The sequence below is a fragment of the Pontibacter burrus genome, from assembly GCF_010686685.1.
GTDB lineage: Bacteria > Bacteroidota > Bacteroidia > Cytophagales > Hymenobacteraceae > Pontibacter > Pontibacter burrus.
Window position 1 is genome coordinate 938,804 of sequence record NZ_JAAGWD010000001.1, and the last position, 20,088, is coordinate 958,891.

At 45.7% G+C, this 20,088-nt stretch carries 16 protein-coding genes; 4 read left to right on the top strand and 12 right to left on the bottom strand.

From position 1 onward, the window contains the following. Window positions 1-202 precede the first annotated feature (202 nt). From GXP69_RS04335 to GXP69_RS04355, 5 genes are all read right to left on the bottom strand, one after another. A complete protein-coding gene (locus tag GXP69_RS04335) occupies window positions 203-1,186 on the bottom strand; it encodes a glycosyltransferase family 4 protein (protein ID WP_163912712.1) in 984 nt (327 codons plus the stop codon). A gap of 166 nt (window positions 1,187-1,352) precedes the next feature. Continuing rightward, the gene (locus GXP69_RS04340; RefSeq protein ID WP_163912715.1) at window positions 1,353-2,528 is read right to left on the bottom strand and encodes a hypothetical protein; all 1,176 of its coding nucleotides are present in this window, start codon (window positions 2,526-2,528) and stop codon (window positions 1,353-1,355) included. Between the two features lie 81 nt (window positions 2,529-2,609). Beyond that, window positions 2,610-3,644 carry an alpha/beta hydrolase family protein gene (locus tag GXP69_RS04345; protein WP_163912717.1) on the bottom strand — a complete coding sequence of 345 codons (1,035 nt, stop codon included), beginning with the start codon at window positions 3,642-3,644 and terminating at the stop codon, window positions 2,610-2,612. An 86-nt stretch (window positions 3,645-3,730) separates the two neighbouring features. Further along, window positions 3,731-4,480, bottom strand: coding sequence for a hypothetical protein (locus tag GXP69_RS04350; RefSeq protein ID WP_163912719.1), 750 nt, complete (start codon window positions 4,478-4,480; stop codon window positions 3,731-3,733). A gap of 133 nt (window positions 4,481-4,613) precedes the next feature. Then, window positions 4,614-5,516 carry a S66 peptidase family protein gene (locus GXP69_RS04355; protein ID WP_163912721.1) on the bottom strand — a complete coding sequence of 301 codons (903 nt, stop codon included), beginning with the start codon at window positions 5,514-5,516 and terminating at the stop codon, window positions 4,614-4,616. A gap of 154 nt (window positions 5,517-5,670) precedes the next feature. Here GXP69_RS04355 and GXP69_RS04360 point away from each other — a divergent pair, with 154 nt between their 5' ends. Beyond that, a complete protein-coding gene (locus tag GXP69_RS04360) occupies window positions 5,671-7,200 on the top strand; it encodes an AbgT family transporter (protein ID WP_163912723.1) in 1,530 nt (509 codons plus the stop codon). 791 nt (window positions 7,201-7,991) lie between these two features. Here the strand turns inward: GXP69_RS04360 and GXP69_RS04365 are convergent. Next, entirely contained in the window at window positions 7,992-8,411 is a 420-nt protein-coding gene (locus GXP69_RS04365) for a RidA family protein (RefSeq protein WP_163912725.1), read from the bottom strand. 190 nt (window positions 8,412-8,601) lie between these two features. On the opposite strand from GXP69_RS04365, the gene GXP69_RS04370 reads away from it, so the two are divergent. Together GXP69_RS04370 and GXP69_RS04375 are read left to right on the top strand one after the other, a co-directional pair. Next, window positions 8,602-9,582, top strand: a complete 981-nt coding sequence (locus tag GXP69_RS04370) for a radical SAM protein (protein ID WP_163912727.1) — start codon at window positions 8,602-8,604, stop codon at window positions 9,580-9,582. A gap of 171 nt (window positions 9,583-9,753) precedes the next feature. Further along, a complete protein-coding gene (locus tag GXP69_RS04375) occupies window positions 9,754-10,272 on the top strand; it encodes a gamma carbonic anhydrase family protein (RefSeq protein WP_163912729.1) in 519 nt (172 codons plus the stop codon). 70 nt (window positions 10,273-10,342) lie between these two features. Here the strand turns inward: GXP69_RS04375 and GXP69_RS04380 are convergent, their stop codons facing one another. Together GXP69_RS04380 and GXP69_RS04385 are read right to left on the bottom strand one after the other, a co-directional pair. Further along, window positions 10,343-11,677, bottom strand: a complete 1,335-nt coding sequence (locus GXP69_RS04380; protein ID WP_163912731.1) for a hemolysin family protein — start codon at window positions 11,675-11,677, stop codon at window positions 10,343-10,345. 179 nt (window positions 11,678-11,856) lie between these two features. Further along, complete coding sequence (locus GXP69_RS04385; protein ID WP_163912733.1) at window positions 11,857-12,165, bottom strand: hypothetical protein; 309 nt, start codon at window positions 12,163-12,165, stop codon at window positions 11,857-11,859. 570 nt (window positions 12,166-12,735) lie between these two features. On the opposite strand from GXP69_RS04385, the gene GXP69_RS04390 reads away from it, so the two are divergent. Next, window positions 12,736-14,940 (top strand): protein-disulfide reductase DsbD family protein, encoded by a 2,205-nt coding sequence (locus GXP69_RS04390; protein WP_163912735.1) that lies wholly within the window; start codon window positions 12,736-12,738, stop codon window positions 14,938-14,940. A gap of 82 nt (window positions 14,941-15,022) precedes the next feature. Here GXP69_RS04390 and GXP69_RS04395 read toward each other — a convergent pair whose 3' ends face one another. The 4 genes from GXP69_RS04395 to GXP69_RS04410 form a co-directional block, all read right to left on the bottom strand. Beyond that, window positions 15,023-16,303, bottom strand: coding sequence for a hypothetical protein (locus tag GXP69_RS04395; RefSeq protein WP_163912737.1), 1,281 nt, complete (start codon window positions 16,301-16,303; stop codon window positions 15,023-15,025). Continuing rightward, window positions 16,266-18,719: a DUF2339 domain-containing protein gene (locus GXP69_RS04400; protein ID WP_163912739.1), complete on the bottom strand. Its 2,454-nt coding sequence runs from the start codon at window positions 18,717-18,719 to the stop codon at window positions 16,266-16,268. Before GXP69_RS04400 ends, GXP69_RS04395 begins: the two co-directional genes overlap by 38 nt. Window positions 18,720-18,874: 155 nt before the next feature. Continuing rightward, complete coding sequence (locus GXP69_RS04405; protein ID WP_163912741.1) at window positions 18,875-19,483, bottom strand: superoxide dismutase; 609 nt, start codon at window positions 19,481-19,483, stop codon at window positions 18,875-18,877. Between the two features lie 87 nt (window positions 19,484-19,570). Further along, window positions 19,571-20,026: a nucleoside deaminase gene (locus GXP69_RS04410; protein ID WP_235925550.1), complete on the bottom strand. Its 456-nt coding sequence runs from the start codon at window positions 20,024-20,026 to the stop codon at window positions 19,571-19,573. Window positions 20,027-20,088: the final 62 nt, after the last annotated feature.

The following is a 20,088-nucleotide window of genomic DNA, read 5'->3' on the forward strand; positions in this document are numbered from 1 at the left end:
AGGTTTTTGCTAATATAAATAATATAGACTATAACCTATATTTAGTTCTTGGCCTTCGGTCACTTAATTGCAGGGTATTTTCTCAGCCTCGTAGCCACTCTTATCTGAGGGGCTGAGGGGGCAATTTTACTATAGTTTATAGTTGGTATTTCGCAGGATGAATGGTTAGAGCGAACTGCTGAAGTAGACCTCAAACTATGGTTTAATGCCAGTCCAGGAACTTAACGGTCTGCTTTTCTTTTAAGCGTGGTTTTACAGGGTTAAGCGTTTGGCCGTTTAGTACGGAAGTGTATTTTTCAAGATATGCTTCGGCCATTTTTCTGGAGTTAAAAACATCTGCGGCATATTCGTGGCAGCGCCTGCGCGAGAACCGGTCTATCGTTTTTACCGCCTCTGCCAGCTCAGCACTGTTATTAGAAAGGTAGCCTACATCCGAAGTTACAAGCTCGGGCAACGAGCCATAAGGTGTGCCCAGCACAGGACAGCCGAAGTATAAGCTTTCTGTAATGGCCAGCCCAAAGGGTTCGGACCACCTTACCGGGAAAATTAACCCCTTGGAGTTCTGCAGCAATCTCAGCTTTTCGGGGCCGCCTACCATACCATGGAAATGTATGTTAGGGTTAAGCGTAAGCCGGAAGCCCATTTTTATATTCAGTCGGTTGCCGCCAAGCACCTTCAGCTTCTCACCTTTCACCGCACTGATCACTTGTATGGCGCCTCTTACATTTTTTACGCGCCAGGCTGCATTGCCCAGAAAATGAAAATAGCTCCGTTCATTATCGAGCTGCACAGGGCCATAGTCGTTCCAGTCGAGGCCGTTGTATACAAAAGACGTGGAATTGAAACGGCTGGCATGGTTACGCGATACAAACACCGTGTTGAGGTCGAATTCATCGTACACGTTGTAGTTGCTGTGCATGGTAAAAATGTAGGGCTTGGGCACATCAGCGGGCGGCACAATGTTAAAATGCACCACATCCACCGAGTCTGGTATCTGCACTACAACTGGTTTTACCGGGTTAAGAGGTAATACATCTGCAAAGGGGCAATAGGAGCCCGGCTTAACCAAGAAAGTTACTTTATGCCCCATGCGCACCAGTTCCTTGCCCAGGTACCAGATTACTCTTTCGGTGCCGCCATAGGTTGTAACAGGTAGCTGCCCACTGTTAACGATCAGGATATGCATGCAGTCTTAACTTAAAAAAAGCAGCGTTAAATTTAGATAACTTAAATGTTCCCGTGTTATGGTTGAACACTTTTGATAAGCTGCCTATGGCGTACAAACAGGTAACCTATGCAACTATAGTTTCAGCTATAGTTTGCATTGTACTGTAAGCCGGAAATTATAGTTGCTAAGACTTGGCGCCGCCTGTTAAGTGATACTGCCGGATATAGTTTGTCAGGAATCCTTCTACCTTGCTTTCTTTCATTTTCATGACGCTGGCAAAAGTTTTTATAAGGGACTCGTACGTGTTCTGGCTTTTCTCAAACTGCCTTATTCCCTGTAGTCCTCTCTCTTCATAAACCAGCTGATACACAACAGCACCAGCTACATAACGCGGACTCTGCTCCGTAGCATACCTGAATTTGTTGCTGTACAGGTCATGGAAAGTGACGTTAGGATGATTCTCGTAAATGTCTTTCGATACGGCGTGCAGCGTTTCCTGGAAGGGAGTATAGCCATCAACTCCGCCCAGCCAGGTGGCAACCCCTTCTGCCAGAAAGTGGTTTTGCAGCAGCGGGTAAACCATGTGCACAAACTCGTGCAGGTGCTCCTCGCGCCCTTTTGCTGATAAGGCCCTGTTGTATAGTTTCTGAGTAAAACCGGTGCTGTAAGAGAGCCAGTAATCGAGGTTATGCAGCCTGCCCAATTCTTCTTCCGAGCTCATCACATAAAAATCGAATGGTCTGGCTTCCTTTAGCTCCATCCTGGCTACTACATCCTCAACAAACCGGCTTGCTTTCTCGGCGTTAGCTGCTGAAAAGTTGAAAGTGGGCGGGTAATAAAATGTAACCCATTTGGTTTTATAGTTGCCCCATCGGCTCAACTCGTTCGACCAAGTATTCTCCAGTTTCCAGGTTCCTGTTTTATCTCTTGCGGCATAGTAACGCAACAGAAACGGCGGATTCATTTTATAGTCGACCATCCATTGCTGCACGGTGTCGGCGGCGAGCAATATGCGGGCTACATACTTCTCGCCAGCAGGTTCTATGCTCAGCACAGTCGGTTTAAAGGTGCTGAATAATTGCTTTGCGTTCATGTGGGCAAACAGAAAATGAGCGGCCAGGTCGAAGTTGCCATTCTGCTGCTTATAGTAATAATTCACTTCCTGCTCGTTCCAGTAAGGGTTCTGGTACACGCTATCGGGGCTGGAGTTGAAGTAGTTGCCAATAAGCTGGTAAACTGCTTTTACTTCGGAACGGGTAGTGTCTATGCGGGCTGTAATGGCCGGTTTTACCTGGCCAAAAGCACTACAGGAAAACAGAACCACAAATATTACCGGCAGGCTGAATCTTATAGTTTTCATATCAGGGGAGGAGTATTAGGAACAATAGACCTGCAATATGGAATGTTAAGTTTAGGTTAATGGACTGGGCTAAGAAGTAGTTCAGGGAACTATAGGTTTTACTGAGTGAACATCAGCTTCTTTTGTAAGCCAGTTGTTCCAGTCATTTGCCACCTGGTCCCAACCAAACTTGCCGTAGTCTATTTTCCCTTCTTTGTCAAAACCAAAGTAGTTGTGCTCCACTCCAATGTATGGCTTAAAGGTAAAGTTGCTCTTCCCTTTTCTGATTGTCTCAAGCCATAGGTAATCGTTAAAGGTGACCCCATAATCTTTTGTGCCATAACTAATCAGTACCGGAATCTTAAACTTCATCAGGTAATCAATAGGAGGGATAGAAAAGTCGTAGGTGGTTTTGTAGGCGTCTCCGCCCTGAGAGGCTACACTTGTTGGGTCGCTTACAATGTTTTCCCAGTACCTGAACATCTCTTCTGATCTGGTACCGGTGGAGTCGTCGTATGCCCGGGCCTGCGCGACCATGGTAGCCATCCGACCGAAGGGGTTGCCACCTGAATAAATGAGGTGCGTTACGTCTTTGCTTTCGAGGGCAAGCTTGGCTGCCACGGTTGAGCCCGCGGAATGGCCTGCCGCTATTAGTTTATCTTTTTTTACCCACTGCTGTTTCTTCAGGTGTTTTATCACTGCCTGCGCGCGGTTAACATAGTAATCTACGTTGTCTCTGGAGTAGAACTGGGCAGGAGGGATACCTGTTTTGGGGTCAGCATAAGCACCATTTTTCAGATCCTTCTGGTATGCGATCAATGGCACAAAAGGCTTACTGATGATGGCCAGGTGGAAATTAACCAGCAAACTATCTGTCTGGAATGGAAACACCCTGTAAGGTTTTCCTTCAGTATCTAACAATATTAATGGCCGCGCCTGTGAGCCCTGGTCGAAAAGGATAACTGGTTTCGCTTTCTGTTCTTCGTCTTTCTTAGAAAGTATGAGAATATCTACGGGATCTTTCAGGAAGCTTATCTGCAGATGGCGGTATCCAAAGTCTTCTGGCTTTTGCGTTTGGGCAGCAGCCTGTAAAACCGAGAATAGAAATAATAAGAACAGGAGGTAAAGTCGTTTCAAGCTTCGGTTTGTTTTATGGTTTTGGGCGGTAACGGCTTGGCTATGAGCAGTAGCGTCCCACAGGGCGCTATGGCTTATAGGTCTTGTTAGCTGCTGCCTTTTTTTCTTTTCTTCAGTAGAATATCGTAATCAAAATACTTTTTTGTCTCTTGATTGATGATGAGCAAAATATCTGAGAGTTCTTTCAGGCTGTTCTCGTTATCATTTAAAATCAGTAAATCTTCATTAAGTCTGTTTTGATTGGTTAGCAAGTCCTTTTCAACCTTAAGTCCTTTCCATATGTCGTTTTCAACATCTCGGCTGATTGATTTAATTGAATCAAACTTGTCATGAAATAAACTAATCCCCATAAAGCTCTCACAAATTAGAATTAAGCCATAGATTTTATTCAATTCGTGCTTTGATAATTCTTTTCCATGTTCTAATGTTTTGTCTGTAATTCCCTGTAAGTCAATTGTGGATATTATTCTTCGTAATTGATATGCAAAGTGACAAAGCTTTTGGACATTCATTAGCAGCATGAAAATCACTCTTGGCTGAACTGTATTCTTGTGTTCCTTAAAGTCTTTTTGCAATGTTTCGATGAAGTCATTAATGAATAAATACTCTTTTTTGGGTTCATTTTTAACACTTGGTTCATGATATTCTAACTTTTCTGAAGTGAGTATATTCAATATCAAACCAATCTGCTTCTTTAGATAGTATTGAAAATTTCTCCTTGCTCTATATTCTTCATACTTCTTTTGAGCAAAAGGAATTATAACAGAAGCAACGAGAGCAAGAACTGCAACGAGTAACATCCAACCACTCCATTCAATTTTATCTTCTATGTTCATTTAGTTCTTCTGTATTCAGGTTGCAGCTAACTATAGTATAACAGGAGTTTATTCCGTTTATAGGGCCAAATACGGCGGATAAACGGAACTGGATTAACGAATATACTATATACAAGAAGTTTAATATACGATTTTATTTACATAGAACATACTCCAATTTAGCTCCTAGGTCACTCACGTTAAGCATCGCGTTTCTGCCGCAGATCAGTGCCAGGTTCAGGGGTTCGTGGCCCACCGGAAAGTTGTAACAAACAGGGTAGTTGTACTTGCCGGTATGTTCTGCTATAATTTCATAAGCTGTTTTACCGAAAGGGATGGAGTTGTCTTTCATGTCGCTCATGTCGCCAACTATAAGACCGGCCAGGTTGCTGAGCTTGCCGCTGCGGTCGAGGTGCACCAGCATACGGTCTATATGGTAAAGGTATTCGTCCAGGTCTTCGAGGAACAGAATTTTGCCTTCGGTATTGATGTCGGATTTAGTGCCGGTGAGCGTGTGCAGCATGGAAAGGTTGCCGCCTACCAACTGGCCTTGGGCGGTGCCGGTGCGATTGAAGGGATGTGGAGCCGAGCTATAATTTAAGTTTTCCCCGAACAGGGTTTTTCTTAGCGTTTCTACAGAATCAATCGTTCCTTCACGGCCAAACAGCACGGGCATAATGGCATGTATGGTTTCGATGCCCAGGTTATGGATATGGCTGTGAATGGTGGTTACATCGCTGAAGCCAACTACCCACTTGGGGCGCTGCCGGAACTTTGTGAAATCAACCTGATCGATGATTCGGGTGGTGCCGTAACCGCCGCGTGCGCAAACGATGGCTTTTACCGTTTCATCATCAAGCATCTGCTGGAAGTCCTGCAAACGCAATGCATCCTCGCCGGCAAACTGATTATAGCTGGCATCGATTGTTTGCCCTAACACCACCTGAAGGCCCCAGTTTTCGAAGGTTTGGATTGCAGGCACAAGCTCTTGTGCGGTTATTTTACGGGCAGTAGAAACGATGGCAATCTTGTCGCCGGGTTGCAGGGCTGGTATCATAATCAGGTTAAACTATAAGCGGTTGCCAAGTTAGGGATTTCCGGTAAAGTTTGCAGGTGTCCGTGTTTTTAAGCAATTTCAGGAGCTAAACTAAATTTAAACTGCCGGGCATCTTACTTTTTCCTGCCCGGCTAAACGCACATCACCCTAACCTATGACCACCTTACAAAAGAAAAAGTCCGGTATCGACAGATTTTTATCTGTTATAGAACGAATCGGAAATGCCTTGCCTCACCCTGCTACTTTGTTTGCCGGTTTCGCGCTCTTAATCATTATTTTATCGTGGGTTGCCAGCCTCTTTGATATGGCCGTGGTACACCCGGGCACCGGCGAAACCGTTACACCCGTAAACCTGCTCTCTGCCGATGGGTTGCACATGATCCTGACGCGTATGGTTACCAACTTTACCGGCTTTGCGCCGCTGGGTACAGTACTGGTGTCGTTGCTTGGTATTGGTATTGCTGAAGGCACCGGCCTGATAGGTGCGGTACTGCGTTTAGTGGTGCTGGCCTCGCCGAAGCGATTGCTAACGTTCGTAATTGTATTTGCCGGTGTTATGTCTAATACGGCTTCTGAAGTGGGTTATGTCCTTTTAGTGCCTTTGGCTGCTATTATTTTCCTTGCTGCGGGACGTCATCCGCTGGCCGGTCTGGCTGCTGCGTTTGCCGGCGTGTCGGGTGGCTATAGTGCCAACCTGTTACTCGGCACTGTTGATCCTTTGCTTGCCGGCCTTTCCACGGAAGCTGCCAAAATCATCGATCCGAACTATGTGGTAAACCCTGCCGCTAACTATTATTTTATGTTCGTATCTACGTTCCTGATTGCTGGCCTGGGCACCTGGGTAACCGAGAAAATCGTAGTTCCGCGCCTTGGCGAGTATACGGGTGAAGAAAAACCGGAAAGCATCGACCGCCTGAACCCGCTGGAAAAGCGCGGCATACTTTACGCAACTATAGCGGTGCTGCTTATGTCGGCATTTATACTGGGCGGCCTTATTCCGGAAAATGGTTATCTGCGCGACCCTGAAACTGGTGATATCCTGAATTCACCGTTTATGTCGGGCATTGTGGCGTTCATCTTCATCCTGGCTGGTGTGGCCGGTATTGCTTACGGTATTGGTGCTAAAACCATCAAAAACGACAGCGATGTGATGCGTGGCATGGCTAAATCAATGGAAACACTGGGCTCCTACATTGTACTGGTATTTTTTGCAGCGCAGTTCGTAGCCTACTTCAACTGGACTAACCTGGGGCTTATACTGGCTATTAACGGCGCTGAAGTACTGCAAACCATGGGTCTGAGCGATATCCCGCTGATGATCATGTTCATTCTGGTGGCAGCAACTATAAACCTGGTAATGGGCTCGGCTTCGGCTAAATGGGCTATTATGGCACCTGTTTTCATCCCGATGTTTATGCTCCTGGGCTACACACCAGAATTCACGCAAACAGCTTACCGCATCGGTGATAGTGTTACCAACATTATCTCACCCATGATGTCGTACTTCGCCCTGATTGTGGCCTTTATACAGCGCTATGATAAGAAAGCGGGTATCGGAACGGTTATCTCTACCATGTTGCCATACACGGTTGTATTCCTGATCGGCTGGACCTTATTGTTTATCGTCTGGATCATTTTCGGATGGCCGGTAGGACCTGGCGCCGAGATGTATATGCCGAAATAAGGTTTTGAGAGAAGACTTTGTAACTATAGTAACGCCGGAGAGCTAACTGCTTTCCGGCGTTACTGTTTTAAGTTTACAGGGATCTTAAATGTTATATAGTTTTCTTCTACTGTCATTTCGCGTGTAACGAGAAATCTATTACTGACTATAGCTCTCTTTTGTCATGTCGAGCGTTAGTCGAGACATCTTATAGGTCCTATAGTTAAAGTCTGTTATCTATTGCCACAAGCAGTTTGTGCTATAATTTCCTTCTACCCTAGGAGCTCTACCAGCCTACAGTTGGCATAGTTGCTTTGGTGCGCTCCCGGCCGCGGGGCCTCGTCTTCGGGCATCGCGCGGTGTACATTTCTTTTGCTCCTATTGTCGCAATGCCTGACGGCACCAGAAATCTACAAGGCGCTCAACCCAAAGACTGTGATCACTTCGATAGCTAAGCTATAGTTTATTAATAGGTTATAGTTGTATCGCCTTTCCGTGGTAGTAGTTTCGTGGGGCAGGCTGCGCCTGCCTGCTCCTGGTTTGTAACTATAGCACGAGAGCTCAAACTATAGCCCTAGTGGGAATTCCCCTCTTGGGAGGGGTAAGGGTGGGTTAAAAGAGAAACTATAGAACTATAGCTGAAACTATAGCGAAGGCAGAAAAGTCCCCCTTTGAAGGGGGTAGGGGGATGACTAATGCTAACTATAGAACTTTAAGCTTAACTATAGCATAAGCTTAAAGCTCCCCTCCTTGGACAAGGAGGGGCAGGGGTGGTTGGACCAACAGCAACTATACAACTATAAGCCTTCGCTTTACCTGAGCGAGAAGCCTTCGGTTTGCTGGTGTTCTGCTGCTAACAGGGCGGTGACCTCTATCTCCACTAAAAGCTCGGGGTTAATGAGGGCACTTACCTGTACCATCGTTGCGGCAGGTTTTATAGTTCGGAACACTTCGCCGTGGGCGCGGCCAATCTCTTCCCACTGTCTGATGTCAGTAACGAACATGCGTGTGCGAACAACATCTTCTAAAGTTGCGCCAGCTTCTTTTAAAGCTTTTTCTATTTTCTGGAAAATGAATTTTGTCTGCTCATACGCATTGCCTTTGCCAATTACCTGGTCACCATTGGTTGCGGTAGTTCCTGCTACTTCAATTACATTGCCTACACGCACGGCACGACTGTAACCAACAATATCTTCCCAGATTACGCCAGATGAGATGTTCTGTCTTTTCAAAGCCTTAGAAAGTTTAGGAATTTAAGAGTTTTGGAGTTAGAAAGTTAGAAAGTTTTTAGACTTTAAATACAGCAATCAGCCATTTAACAATTCAGCCTTTAAGCCATTTCCATTCTTGTGTTCTAAAACTCGTAATAACTAATTCATAATTCATAATTTTGAATTCATAATTTCGGAAAATTCCCCTAATATGCTCCTGAGAACCAGACCTGTGCTTTGCAACTACTACGTTACCTACCGCTGTAACGCAAAGTGCTCGTTCTGCGACATCTGGGAGAAACCTTCGCCTTACATTACGCTGGAAGATGTGCAACAAAACCTGCGCGATCTGAAAAAGCTGGGCGTACAGGTGATAGACTTTACAGGTGGCGAACCGTTGCTGCATCGCGAAATAGACCGGATGCTGGGCATGGCACATGATATGGGTTTCATCACGACGCTCACCACCAATGCCTTGCTTTACCCAAAGTACGCTGAACGCTTAAAAGGCAAGGTGGACATGCTGCATTTCTCCCTCGATTCCGCTGACAGGGAAAAGCATGATACCGGCAGGGGAGTAGCTTGTTACGATTTTGTGATGGAATCTATTAAAGTAGCGAAGGAGTTGGGAGAGCGGCCAGATATACTTTTTACCGTTTTTAAGCATAATCTGCACGAACTGGAGGAGGTGTACCGAACCATAACACAACCCAACAAACTAGTACTGATTCTGAACCCGGCTTTTGAATACAATACTGTTGAAACCGGCGAAAGATTAACAGCAGAAGAACTGGATTACCTGACCCAATTTGGCAAGCGCAAAGGCGTGTACCTGAACGATGGCTTTATACAACTACGTCGCGATGGTGGAAATCATATAGATAAGCCGGTTTGTAAGGCTGCCAGTACAACTATAGTTATCTCTCCCGAGAATGAGCTGGTGCTGCCATGTTACCACCTGGGTACTAAAAGCTACCCCATAAATGGTAACCTGCACCAGCTATACTATAGTCCCGAAGTAGAGCAGCTAAAACAACAGGAAGGCCGCCTGCCTGCGTGCGAAGGTTGTACTATAAATTGCTACATGCAGCCCAGCTTTGCCGTAAACATAAACAAGTACTTCTGGAAAGCCCTGCCCAGCACCCTGAAATACAACTATAGCAAAGGCACCTGGAAAAGATTATTGGTTTAATCGCAGATTATTAAATTGTCGGAATCAGGATTACCAGAATTTTAGGATTGGCAGGATAAATAATAAATTTACCCCGGTGTGATCACAATCATATAACAATTCAACCCTCAACAATAAACTATAACTTTACCAGATAAACAATCAACAATTTAACCATCAACAATTAAAACTATGCCCCTTATACTTCCGGTTAAAGGCGTGATGCCTCAGATAGGCGAAGAGACTTTTGTAGCAGAAAACGCAACTATAGTTGGCGATGTGGTGATGGGGCGCGAATGTTCTGTCTGGTTTAACGCCGTTATCCGCGGAGATGTGAACGCGATCCGGATTGGCGATAAAACCAACATTCAGGATGGCGCCGTGATACATTGCACTTACCAGAAAGCCGCTACAACCATTGGTAGCAACGTATCGGTGGGGCACAATGCTATTGTGCATGGCTGCACCGTAGAAGACAACGTGCTGATAGGCATGGGCTCAATTGTGATGGATAATGCGATAGTTCAGAAGAATTGCATCGTTGCTGCCGGCGCTATAGTATTGGAGAACACCGTTTGCGAATCAGGGTGGATTTACGCAGGTATACCGGCTAAAAAAGTAAAGCAGCTAAGCCAGGAGCAGATTGATGGCCTGGACAAAGTAGCCAATAACTATGTGATGTACAGTGGCTGGTTTACGGGTAAAGAGTAAAAAAAGAAGCCTGCTTTGCAGACTATAAACTGACAAAGCAGGCTTAAAAGCTATAAACTATAGTTGTGGCTTAATGCTCCGGCATTTCGCGCTGCACGGTGCTTTCGCGTAATTCGTCCCGCACCTTAAACGATACAGAGTCTATGCTTCTTTCTGATTTTTCGAGCACATGCACTTCGTACTCGTTAAATTCGATCGGGTCGGTAATGTTTTCCGGGATCTGGCCATAGATCACGCTCACCAGGCCACCCACTGTTTCATAGTCCTCGCCTTCCGGTAGCGGGTAAGGCAGGTAATCGTTGGCATCTGAAATAGCGGCAGAACCGCTTACCTTATACTCAAAGTCGGCTACCATTTCTACCAGCGGCACTTCTTCATCGTACTCGTCCTGTATTTCGCCAACCAGTTCTTCAATAATATCTTCTATCGTTACGATACCCGAAACACCGCCAAACTCATCGGTAGCAATGGCCATGTGCAGGTGGCGGCGCTGAAACTGTTTTAGCAGGCGGTTGATCTTCTTGGTTTCAGGCACAAAGTAAGCCGGGCGTATCAGGTTTTCGAGCACGATCTTTTCCCCGAGGCGCATCAGGCTCAGAAGGTCTTTTACATACAGCACACCCACAATATTATCGATGTTGCCACTATACACGGGCAGGCGGGAGTAACCTTCGTTAAAGATGATCTCCATTAGATCGTGCTCCGAAATGTTGATGTCTACAGCTACCATTTTAGTGCGGGGCACCAGTATCTGCTTCACCATGCGCTCGTTAAACTGAAATACATTCTCTATGAGCTCATGCTGAGAGTCTTGCAAGGCACCCCCTTCGGCACTTTGCTCAAACAGCAGGCGCAACTCTTCGGCAGAGTGTACCTCAGCGCCATGTAAAGGCCGGATGCCGATAGAGCGCAAAATAAAGTTCGAGAACCCGTTGAGGAGCCAGATAAACGGGATAAAGATAATGTAGAAAAAACGCAGTGGCAGTGCAATTGCCAGCGTTGTAGACTCAGGGCGCTGTATGGCCAGCGATTTTGGCGCCAGCTCACCAAACACAATGTGTAGCACCGTAATAAGAGCAAAGGCAACCGGCAGAGCAATTCTGTGTGCCACCTCAGGGCTTGGCTCAAAGCCAAAAGTTGCCATTACGTTGATAATGATCTGCGATACCACGCTTTCCCCGATCCAACCCAGGCCCAGCGATGCCAGCGTAATTCCCAGCTGCGTAGCCGATAGGTATGCATCCAGGTGCGAGATCATGTGCGCTGCCAGTTTAGCCATTGTGTTGCCAGCCTGTGCTTTCAGCTCGATCTGTGAGGAGCGCACCTTAACTATAGCAAACTCAGCAGCCACAAAGAAGCCGTTCAGTAGTACCAGGAATATAGTCAGTAATATATCGAGGATCATAATTTGTAGCGGCAGGGTTTGGCTGCCATAGTTGTTAAAATAACCAATTTACGATATTAAGCTACAAATGTATATAGTTCGGCAAATATTAGCTAAAATAACAGGGTATACAGCATAAGCATAAAAAAACCAAAGGTGCTTGTAGGGCACCTTTGGTTTATAGATACGCTGGCATCAAACTATGCATGCAGTGCAAAAGAGGCCTTGGCGGTTGTGAACAACTCGTGGGCGTTTTCGGAAGTGAGTCGCGGCAGAAAAATTTTCTTGGCTTCTGCTTCCGAGATCAGTTTATACGTGTTTGTTGCCAGTGTATCCTGGAAGGGATTGCAAAAAGAATAAATGTACTCATCCGTCATGGTCTTATACACGACGTGGAAGTTATGTTTTTCATCACGTACAAGCTTCATGGCCTTAAAAACGTAATCAAACACTCTTCCGCACTCGGTCTGTAGTAGCTGTACTTCTTGGTTACGTAGACTTTGTTTCATCGTGTAATGTTGGTCGAGTTATATTTATTCTTTATTACAGTACATTAAAGCTAGCCTTAAAATTCCGGCTCTGCCACTATAAAACTATAGTTACCCGTGAATGGAGCGCTGATAATGGTATACTTCAAATTTTTGCGTGTAAAAAACAGATTAATCTGGAGTCGGTTTTATTTTGCTGTATTTGTATAATATACGGAATATATTTAAAAATAGTTATATATTAATTTAATATTTTGAAATAAATATTTTTAAAGTTATAGTTATAGTCGTTTAAACAGTGAGTTGTATAACTAATTGTTGTAAGCTAAGGGTAATGGAAAAGTATAAAAGTTTAGAAATCCGTGGAACATGCTGAAGGCGGAACCAGGTGGGCAGGTACAGGAGTTTTAGTCTTATAGTTGGCGTAGTTTGTACTGTTCAGGTGGTTTTACATCAGCGATTAGTAGCATACCTGAATTGAGTTGGGCATACCACTGATATATTTTTTACTTTTGTAATTGCGCTAACATAGCACATGCAGATTGGTTATATTCAGAATTAACTGCAAAATCTATTAATTAAGAAGCACATATGCTTACCAACACATATCTAAAGAGCTTATTGGCCATCACGCTGTTCTGGCTGGTTGCCTTTTCGGCCACTGCACAGGTACTAAAACCTGCCACCTGGAGCTACGATGTTTCTAAAAAAGAAGCAGCTGTAGGAGAAGAGGTAGAGCTCATCTTTAATGTAAAAATCGACAAAGACTGGTACCTGTACTCTTCAGACTTCGATCCGGAGCTGGGGCCGATGGTTACTGAATTCACGTTCGTAAAACACCCGTCGTATGAGCTGGTGGGTAAAATAAAGCCTGTTAATCCTAAAAAGAAGTACGACGACCTGTGGGGAGGTGAGTACACTTACTTTATAGGCACCGCGCAGTTCCGTCAGAAAATTAAAGTGCTTAAGCCGGACCTGCAGGTAAAAGGCTCTTACGAATACCAGGTTTGTACTGATATAGACGGCCGCTGCATTCCGTTCGACGACGAATTTACATTCACTAACAAGCAGATAAAAGTAACTGGCAAAGCAACAGCAGCATCTGCTACTGACGCCGGAAAACCTGAAGAGCCAGCCGATGCACAAACTATAGGTCAGCCGCAGCCATCTTTAACTAATGCTGATACAGCGCTTTCTCCTGCATTTTCACAGGGTGGTGCAACAACTATTAACAATGCAGCTGCCGGCACACCTTCTGAAACACTACAAGCTGATGCTGTTGATTTTACAGCACCCGCTACCGACGAAGGGGGCATCTGGGCCTTTATGCTGATCGCTTTTGGTTCTGGTTTAGTGGCGTTGTTGACGCCGTGCGTGTTCCCGATGGTGCCTATGACGGTAAGCTTCTTTACAAACAGCAGTGGCAGCCGCACGCAAGGCATCATTAAAGCAGCGGTTTATGGTTTATCCATTATTGCCATTTATACCATTATCGGAACTATAGTTGCCCGTGTGTTTGGTGCCGATGGCGCCAATTTCCTGAGCACGCACTGGTTGCCTAACGTGCTGTTCTTCCTGGTGTTTGTAGTGTTTGCTATGTCTTTCTTCGGGATGTTTGAAATAACATTGCCAAGCTCATGGCTCACAAAAGTAGATGCGCAGGCAGACCGTGGCGGCTGGATCGGGGTGTTCTTTATGGCATTTACGCTGGTGCTGGTTTCTTTCTCGTGCACCGGTCCTATAGTTGGCAGCATACTGGTAGCCTCTGCCGGCGGCGAAACTATACGCCCGATTCTGGGCATGTTCGCCTTCTCGATGGCCTTTGCTTTGCCATTTACGCTATTTGCTATTTTCCCGTCGTGGCTGAGCAGCCTGCCTAAATCTGGTGGCTGGCTAAACTCCGTGAAAGTTGTACTGGGCTTTTTAGAGCTGGCACTGGCGCTTAAGTTCCTGAGCATTGCCGACCAGGTTTACCACTGGGGCCTCCTGGATCGCGAGGTTTACCTGGCCCTGTGGATCGTGATCTTCACCCTGATGGGCTTTTACCTGCTGGGCAAACTCAAGTTCTCGCACGACTCGGATGTTAGCTACATAAGCGTGCCGCGCCTGTTTTTTGCTATAGTTACCTTTGGCTTTGTAGTATATCTGGTTCCGGGCATGTTTGGTGCACCTTTAAAAGCGCTTTCTGGTTACCTGCCACCGCAAACTACCCAAGACTTCGACATTAACAAGATTGTGAGGCAGAATGCCGGCAGCAGTAACAACATAAGCTTATTGGCTGGCAATAAAAGCGAACAGTGCGAGGCACCGAAATATGCCGAGAACATGCCTGGTATTGCACACGGATTAACCGGTTATTATGACTTGGAGCAAGCTAAGAAGTGTGCCGCTGCACAAGGCAAGCCGATCTTTATTGATTTTACAGGCCATGGTTGCGTAAACTGCCGCGAGATGGAGCAGAACGTATGGTCGGACCCTGAAGTGCTGAAACGCCTGCGCGAAGAGTACGTAATCGCCGCTCTGTATGTGGACGACCGCACCGAGCTTCCGGAAAGCGAGCAGTATGTGAGTTCGTATGATGGGAAGTTAAAGAAAACGATAGGCAGAAAGTATGCTGATTACCAGATCACGAAGTTTAACGTAAATGCCCAGCCTTACTATGTGCTGATGGACGAGAACGAGAACGTACTGGTTAAACCAACTGCCTACGACCTGAATGTGAACAACTTTGTGAAGTTCCTGGATGCTGGAGTGGAAGCTTACAAGAACAAGCAGAACAGCATCGCACAAAATTGATTTTCTGAACATCTTATAAACAAGAAGGCCTGAAGCTATAGTTGTGCTTCAGGCCTTCTTGTTTATAAGATGATTTCTAAAGTTATGCCTGTTTCTTTTTGTCCATTTCATTCAGCAGCTTAACGGTCATGTAAGAGAGGCCGGCCACAACAACGGCTATGGCTGACCAGATAAGTATAGTGGACGTTTTGTTTTTCTCTTTTTTGACAGGTTGTAACTGCTGTAGTTCTCCGGTCTGTACCACGGGCAATTTCGCAGGGATGCTGTCCTGGAAATACTCCAGTTCATAAGCAGGAGCTTTAGCTGTAGAGTCGCCAAAAAGTAATGTGTATTCCTGATCCGGAGATAGCTCTGCTACCAGGTAACGGTTAAGCTGGAGCGCTATTAATCCTGTTATCTCCAGCGGCTGATTATCGTCATTCTGAATAACAATGGTTAACTCCCGTAACTTCTGCCGCGGAAGTTCTACTATAGCTGGAGCATTGGAGTTAAGGACAAAAGACACGGCTGGCCGGGGCTGCTGCCGCTGCTTTCTGCGCTTACTTCTGCGGCGTTTCTCAGGTGCAGGTGCCCCCAGAATGATCTGCCCATGACGGTAATATAACTGTGGCGATGAAATAGTGAATTCCAGTCTTTCGGGGTAAACCGGATGCGCAAAACGCACATGTATATAAGAGCTTTTGGTAGATAAGCTGTCTTTGCGGGTAAACTCCCGAATCGGTATCTCTATGTGTTTGCCAGCTTCGGTATAGGTATCGTAATACCCGGCCTGTAGAATGTTAAGCGGAGCACTGGCAGAGTCGTTGAGCTGCAACCGGAAGTAACGATAGTTGCTTAAAGGGAAGTCCAGTAGTTTAACCTCTGCAGTGCTTGCACGGTTATTTATAGCATACAGGATATCCTTTTCCTTTAGCACATACCAATCCTGCCGGTTATCGCTGCCGCTGAGTTTTACCTGCTTGCGTGCATCGGCATTACTGATCAGCAGGCTGATGTTGTTCAGCTTACGCTTTTCAGGATTTGAGATAAGCAGCTCAGAGCAACAGCCTTTCTGATGCGTGTAGCTAACAATGTCGTAATTTTTGAACAGGCGCTTATACTGCACAGGTTCCTCAGCCCGAAGCAGGTAAGGCACTTCCTTCCCGCCACTGTAAAGCCTGATGTCAGAAAGATCAGCCTTTAATCTGCCGATAACTTCAGGGCTAAGTAGTATGCTGTGGTAGCCCTGCTGCTTTGGCGTTGCTACAGACGATTGCCAGTTATACTGCTGTGCTTCAGTTACCTTGAAACAGCCAACCAGCACCAGAATGAGCAGTATTTGTAGCTTATTGACTTTCGGCAACATCCGGCGTAGTATTGTCATCGTTCAGGATCAGCACTTTTAGTTTCTGGTACATAAAAGAGATTACCAGCAACAGCACACCCAGGCAAATGAAGGCAGCAATCTTTCCTCCCTCAGAAATACCTCTGATATCGAACAGGAAGAGTTTGAGCAGCGTGAGAAAGAAAAGCGAGAGCGAAATAATCCGCAATGTTTTAAGCTTGCGCTGCATCCCGATCATCATCAGCATAAATGAGCTGATGCCCCAAAGGATAGGGAAACCTATTTTACGGATCTGTACCACCAGAGCATGCAATTTGGTTTCAGGCTCATAAAATTGTAGTAGAGCCAGATGTTCCAGTTCGGCACTTGCCACAAACACTGCTATAAAGCTGGCAACCCATAGAGCTACCTTGCCTACCGTAGAGCTGAAGCCAAACTTTTGTGCCACTCTGCGCAGCAGATGAGCTACTATAAGCAGTACCAGACCCAAAGGCAGGTAATGAAGCATAAAGCTGCCCAACGTTTCGCCATCGGCAGTTAAATAGGCATCTCTGGCCTGGTAGGTAGCGGGGTGCAGTAAAGTAAAATACAAAAAGATACCTGCCAGGGCCAGCACCTCTATACCATTTTGTAGTAACAGGTTTGGCTGCCGTAAACTCAGGAATAATAAAAGGATCAGATACAGGTAATTATAGAAACCAACTATAAAATAGGAGGTAGCATAACTTACTTCCAGCAGATCGAGCGTGTGGTTGAGCTCAAACAGTAGTACAAGGTATAGGGTAAGGGCAAGCGTAAAAGTGATTAACCCACGGTATACCTCAAGCGGTAAAAGCCTGATCAGGATCAGCTCCTCTTCAGGTTCGCGTTGGAGTAACCATAAGTTTGCAGCTAAAGCTATAGTTGCCACTATACCTGTTATAAATACCTTGTTTAAAACTATAGTTAACGGCTCCTGTTGCTGGTTGTAGTAAATGCTCCAGTCCAGCACGAGGCTAAAGAACATGAGTCCAAGCACCACAACAGATGCCACCCTGATCAGCTTTATTCCTGAACGCTGCGAAAGCCACAACAGCAATACCGATTCCAGAGCCCAGAACAAAGTAATATAGTTTCCTTTTAGCTGTACAGGGGCCGTTAAGCTTACAAACGTGAGCACAAGCCCGATGAGCAGGTACACCAGGTTACGGTCCGTTTTCTGGTTCTGGTATAAAATGTATACGAAAATGAAGTTGAATACCGCGATAGCAATAGTGAATAAGCCCTGGTAATTACCGCCTGCTAAATGCTGCAGTACAAACATACCCGCTGAGTAATACAGGAACGTATTGCTGAGCAGCACCATAATTTCGGGAGCCGTAAAGTTTCTTTTCTCCCTAATATTGTAAATGATGTTCATCACAAAGAACACCAGATAAAAGATGGTGGCAAATACAAGTGCGCCCAGGTAAGGAGGATTGGCCGCATCCAGAACTCTTGTTGTAAGCCAGCCGCCGTAAAGGATGATCGTGAAAACGTAGGCGATGTAATTCAGCAGGTTCCACTTCTTAAAGTAAGCAAGTACCAGAATGCCGAGGTTCAGGATCAAGATAAAGGTGAATAACACGATGTAATTGCCTTCGCCGGTACTCACCATAAAAGGGCTTGCAAAGCCACCAACCAGTGCCAGCACAGCCAGCTCAATACGGTTATAAGCTATAGATAAGAAGATGGTAAAACCTGTAATCCCCACCATCAGCAGGAAGGTAACCGTTTGGCTAAACAAGCGGTACTCGTGAAAGGCGATGGCAATTGTGAAATATAAAACGGCCATACCACCGCCCACAAGCACAGAACTAAACGCCTGGTAAGACTGACGTAAACGGTGCGCAACCCCAAGTAATACGCCACCAGCCAGTATACCTATCGCTACGCGTCCTACTTCATTAATCCAGTCCTGGTCTATGGCATACTTTACAAAAAAGCCAATACCCAGTACCAGAATAGCTATCCCTAATTTGTTGATCAGGTTCTCGCCAATAAACTTCTCCCAATCCAAGTTCTCCCTGAACTTATCGAAAATAGAAGGCTCGTGCTCGTACGGTTGTTCAGGTACCTCTGTATAAGCTGCTATAGTTGCTGTTACAGGCTGCTCCAGTGGCTGCGCTTGTGGAACTGGTCTTGGTAAAGGCTCCGGTCGGGGTGGTGTTGGTATTGCTATTACAGGCGGAGGTGTAGCCGCTACAGGCGGTGTTACAGGTTTTGTAACCTGCGGTTGTTCAGGAGCTGCTTTAGGTGCTGCCGGTACAGTATCCGGCGCAGGTCTTGTCGCTTGTTTTTCCAGCTGCTCCCTTAAGCGTATTATGTCTTTGTGCAGCTGAAAGAGATCCTGTTGGTTTGAATTAAGTTTGTCTGAAAGTTGCTTTCCGTACCATATAACTAAAATGGCTATTAAAAGCAGGAGGAGTAATTCCATAGAGCTGGGTATATTTCAACTCTATATTATATATTTTCTTTTGAATATAAAAGAATGACAATCTGATAACACAAAAGCCCCGCCATTTCTGGTGGGGCTTTTGTTCAGGCCAAAAGTCTGATGTCTTTTGTCCGGTGTCTTACGTCTGTTAAAGACTATTTTGCTGCGTTGTAACGACGGGTTACTTCTTCCCAGTTCACTACATTCCAGAAAGCATTGATGTAATCTGGGCGACGGTTCTGGTAGTTCAGGTAGTAAGCGTGTTCCCACACGTCCAGACCCAGGATTGGCTGACCGCCACAACCTTCAGCAAATGGCATCAGGGTGTTGTCCTGGTTAGGCGTAGAGCAGATCTCCAGTTTACCATCTTTAACACATAGCCATGCCCAGCCAGAGCCGAAACGCGTAGCTGCAGCAGCATTAAATTTCTCTTTCATCTGGTCGAAAGAACCGAATGCTGAATTGATTGCTTCTGCCAGTTCACCTGAAGGCTGACCGCCGCCATTTGGAGAAAGGATCGTCCAGAACAGGTTGTGGTTATAGTAACCGCCACCGTTGTTGCGAACCGCTTTGTTTTCGCCATCAATGCTGGTCATGATTTCCTCGATAGTCTTACCTTCCAGGTCAGTGCCGGCAATAGCCTTATTCAGGTTATCAGTATAGGCCTGGTGGTGTTTTGTATGGTGGATTTCCATGGTGCGTGCATCAATGTGCGGCTCCAGTGCATCGTAAGCATAAGGTAATTTCGGAAGTTCGAAAGCCATAGTTTTGTATATTTTTATATGTGAACAATTACATACGTAGCAGTTGTATGAGTACGTATGCGTTTAAACTCTTAGTTTCAAAATTAGTTATTTTCTTCTGGCTGCAAAGAAAGTTGCCATCAGGTCGGCACATTCGTGTGCCAAAATGCCACTAACCATCTCGGTTTTAGGATGTAGTAAATTGCCTACTCTTCTATAACCGCGTTTGGGCTCGTTTGTTCCGAACACTACGCGCTTGAGCTGTGCCCAGTAGCTGGCGCCGGCACACATTACGCAGGGTTCTACGGTTACATAAAGGGTGCAATCGTGCAGGTATTTGTTACCCAGGCATTCGGCGGCGGCAGTAAAGGCCAGCATCTCGGCGTGGGCGGTTACGTCGTTCAATTTTTCGGTCTGGTTATAGGCTTTGGCTATAATGCGGTTGTTGGCAACTATAACAGCACCAATCGGTACTTCGCCTTCTTCAAAAGCCTGCTGCGCCTGCCGATAAGCCTGCTGCATAAAATACTCATCACTATAAATCGAAAGAAAATCTGTAGCCATAGTTGTAAAGGTATAGGCTACCGGTTGGTTAAGCAAGATTTGGTTATTAGTTATTGGTTGAT

What these genes read in the sequence shown, in the direction of transcription:
- GXP69_RS04335 (WP_163912712.1), bottom strand. Translation starts at nt 1,186, where the DNA reads ATGCATATCCTGATCGTTAACAGTGGGCAGCTACCTGTTACAACCTAT.
- GXP69_RS04340 (WP_163912715.1), bottom strand. Translation starts at nt 2,528, where the DNA reads ATGAAAACTATAAGATTCAGCCTGCCGGTAATATTTGTGGTTCTGTTT.
- GXP69_RS04350 (WP_163912719.1), bottom strand. Translation starts at nt 4,480, where the DNA reads ATGAACATAGAAGATAAAATTGAATGGAGTGGTTGGATGTTACTCGTT.
- GXP69_RS04355 (WP_163912721.1), bottom strand. Translation starts at nt 5,516, where the DNA reads ATGATACCAGCCCTGCAACCCGGCGACAAGATTGCCATCGTTTCTACT.
- GXP69_RS04360 (WP_163912723.1), top strand. Translation starts at nt 5,671, where the DNA reads ATGACCACCTTACAAAAGAAAAAGTCCGGTATCGACAGATTTTTATCT.
- GXP69_RS04370 (WP_163912727.1), top strand. Translation starts at nt 8,602, where the DNA reads ATGCTCCTGAGAACCAGACCTGTGCTTTGCAACTACTACGTTACCTAC.
- GXP69_RS04375 (WP_163912729.1), top strand. Translation starts at nt 9,754, where the DNA reads ATGCCCCTTATACTTCCGGTTAAAGGCGTGATGCCTCAGATAGGCGAA.
- GXP69_RS04380 (WP_163912731.1), bottom strand. Translation starts at nt 11,677, where the DNA reads ATGATCCTCGATATATTACTGACTATATTCCTGGTACTACTGAACGGC.
- GXP69_RS04385 (WP_163912733.1), bottom strand. Translation starts at nt 12,165, where the DNA reads ATGAAACAAAGTCTACGTAACCAAGAAGTACAGCTACTACAGACCGAG.
- GXP69_RS04390 (WP_163912735.1), top strand. Translation starts at nt 12,736, where the DNA reads ATGCTTACCAACACATATCTAAAGAGCTTATTGGCCATCACGCTGTTC.
- GXP69_RS04395 (WP_163912737.1), bottom strand. Translation starts at nt 16,303, where the DNA reads ATGACAATACTACGCCGGATGTTGCCGAAAGTCAATAAGCTACAAATA.
- GXP69_RS04400 (WP_163912739.1), bottom strand. Translation starts at nt 18,719, where the DNA reads ATGGAATTACTCCTCCTGCTTTTAATAGCCATTTTAGTTATATGGTAC.
- GXP69_RS04405 (WP_163912741.1), bottom strand. Translation starts at nt 19,483, where the DNA reads ATGGCTTTCGAACTTCCGAAATTACCTTATGCTTACGATGCACTGGAG.
- GXP69_RS04410 (WP_235925550.1), bottom strand. Translation starts at nt 20,026, where the DNA reads ATGGCTACAGATTTTCTTTCGATTTATAGTGATGAGTATTTTATGCAG.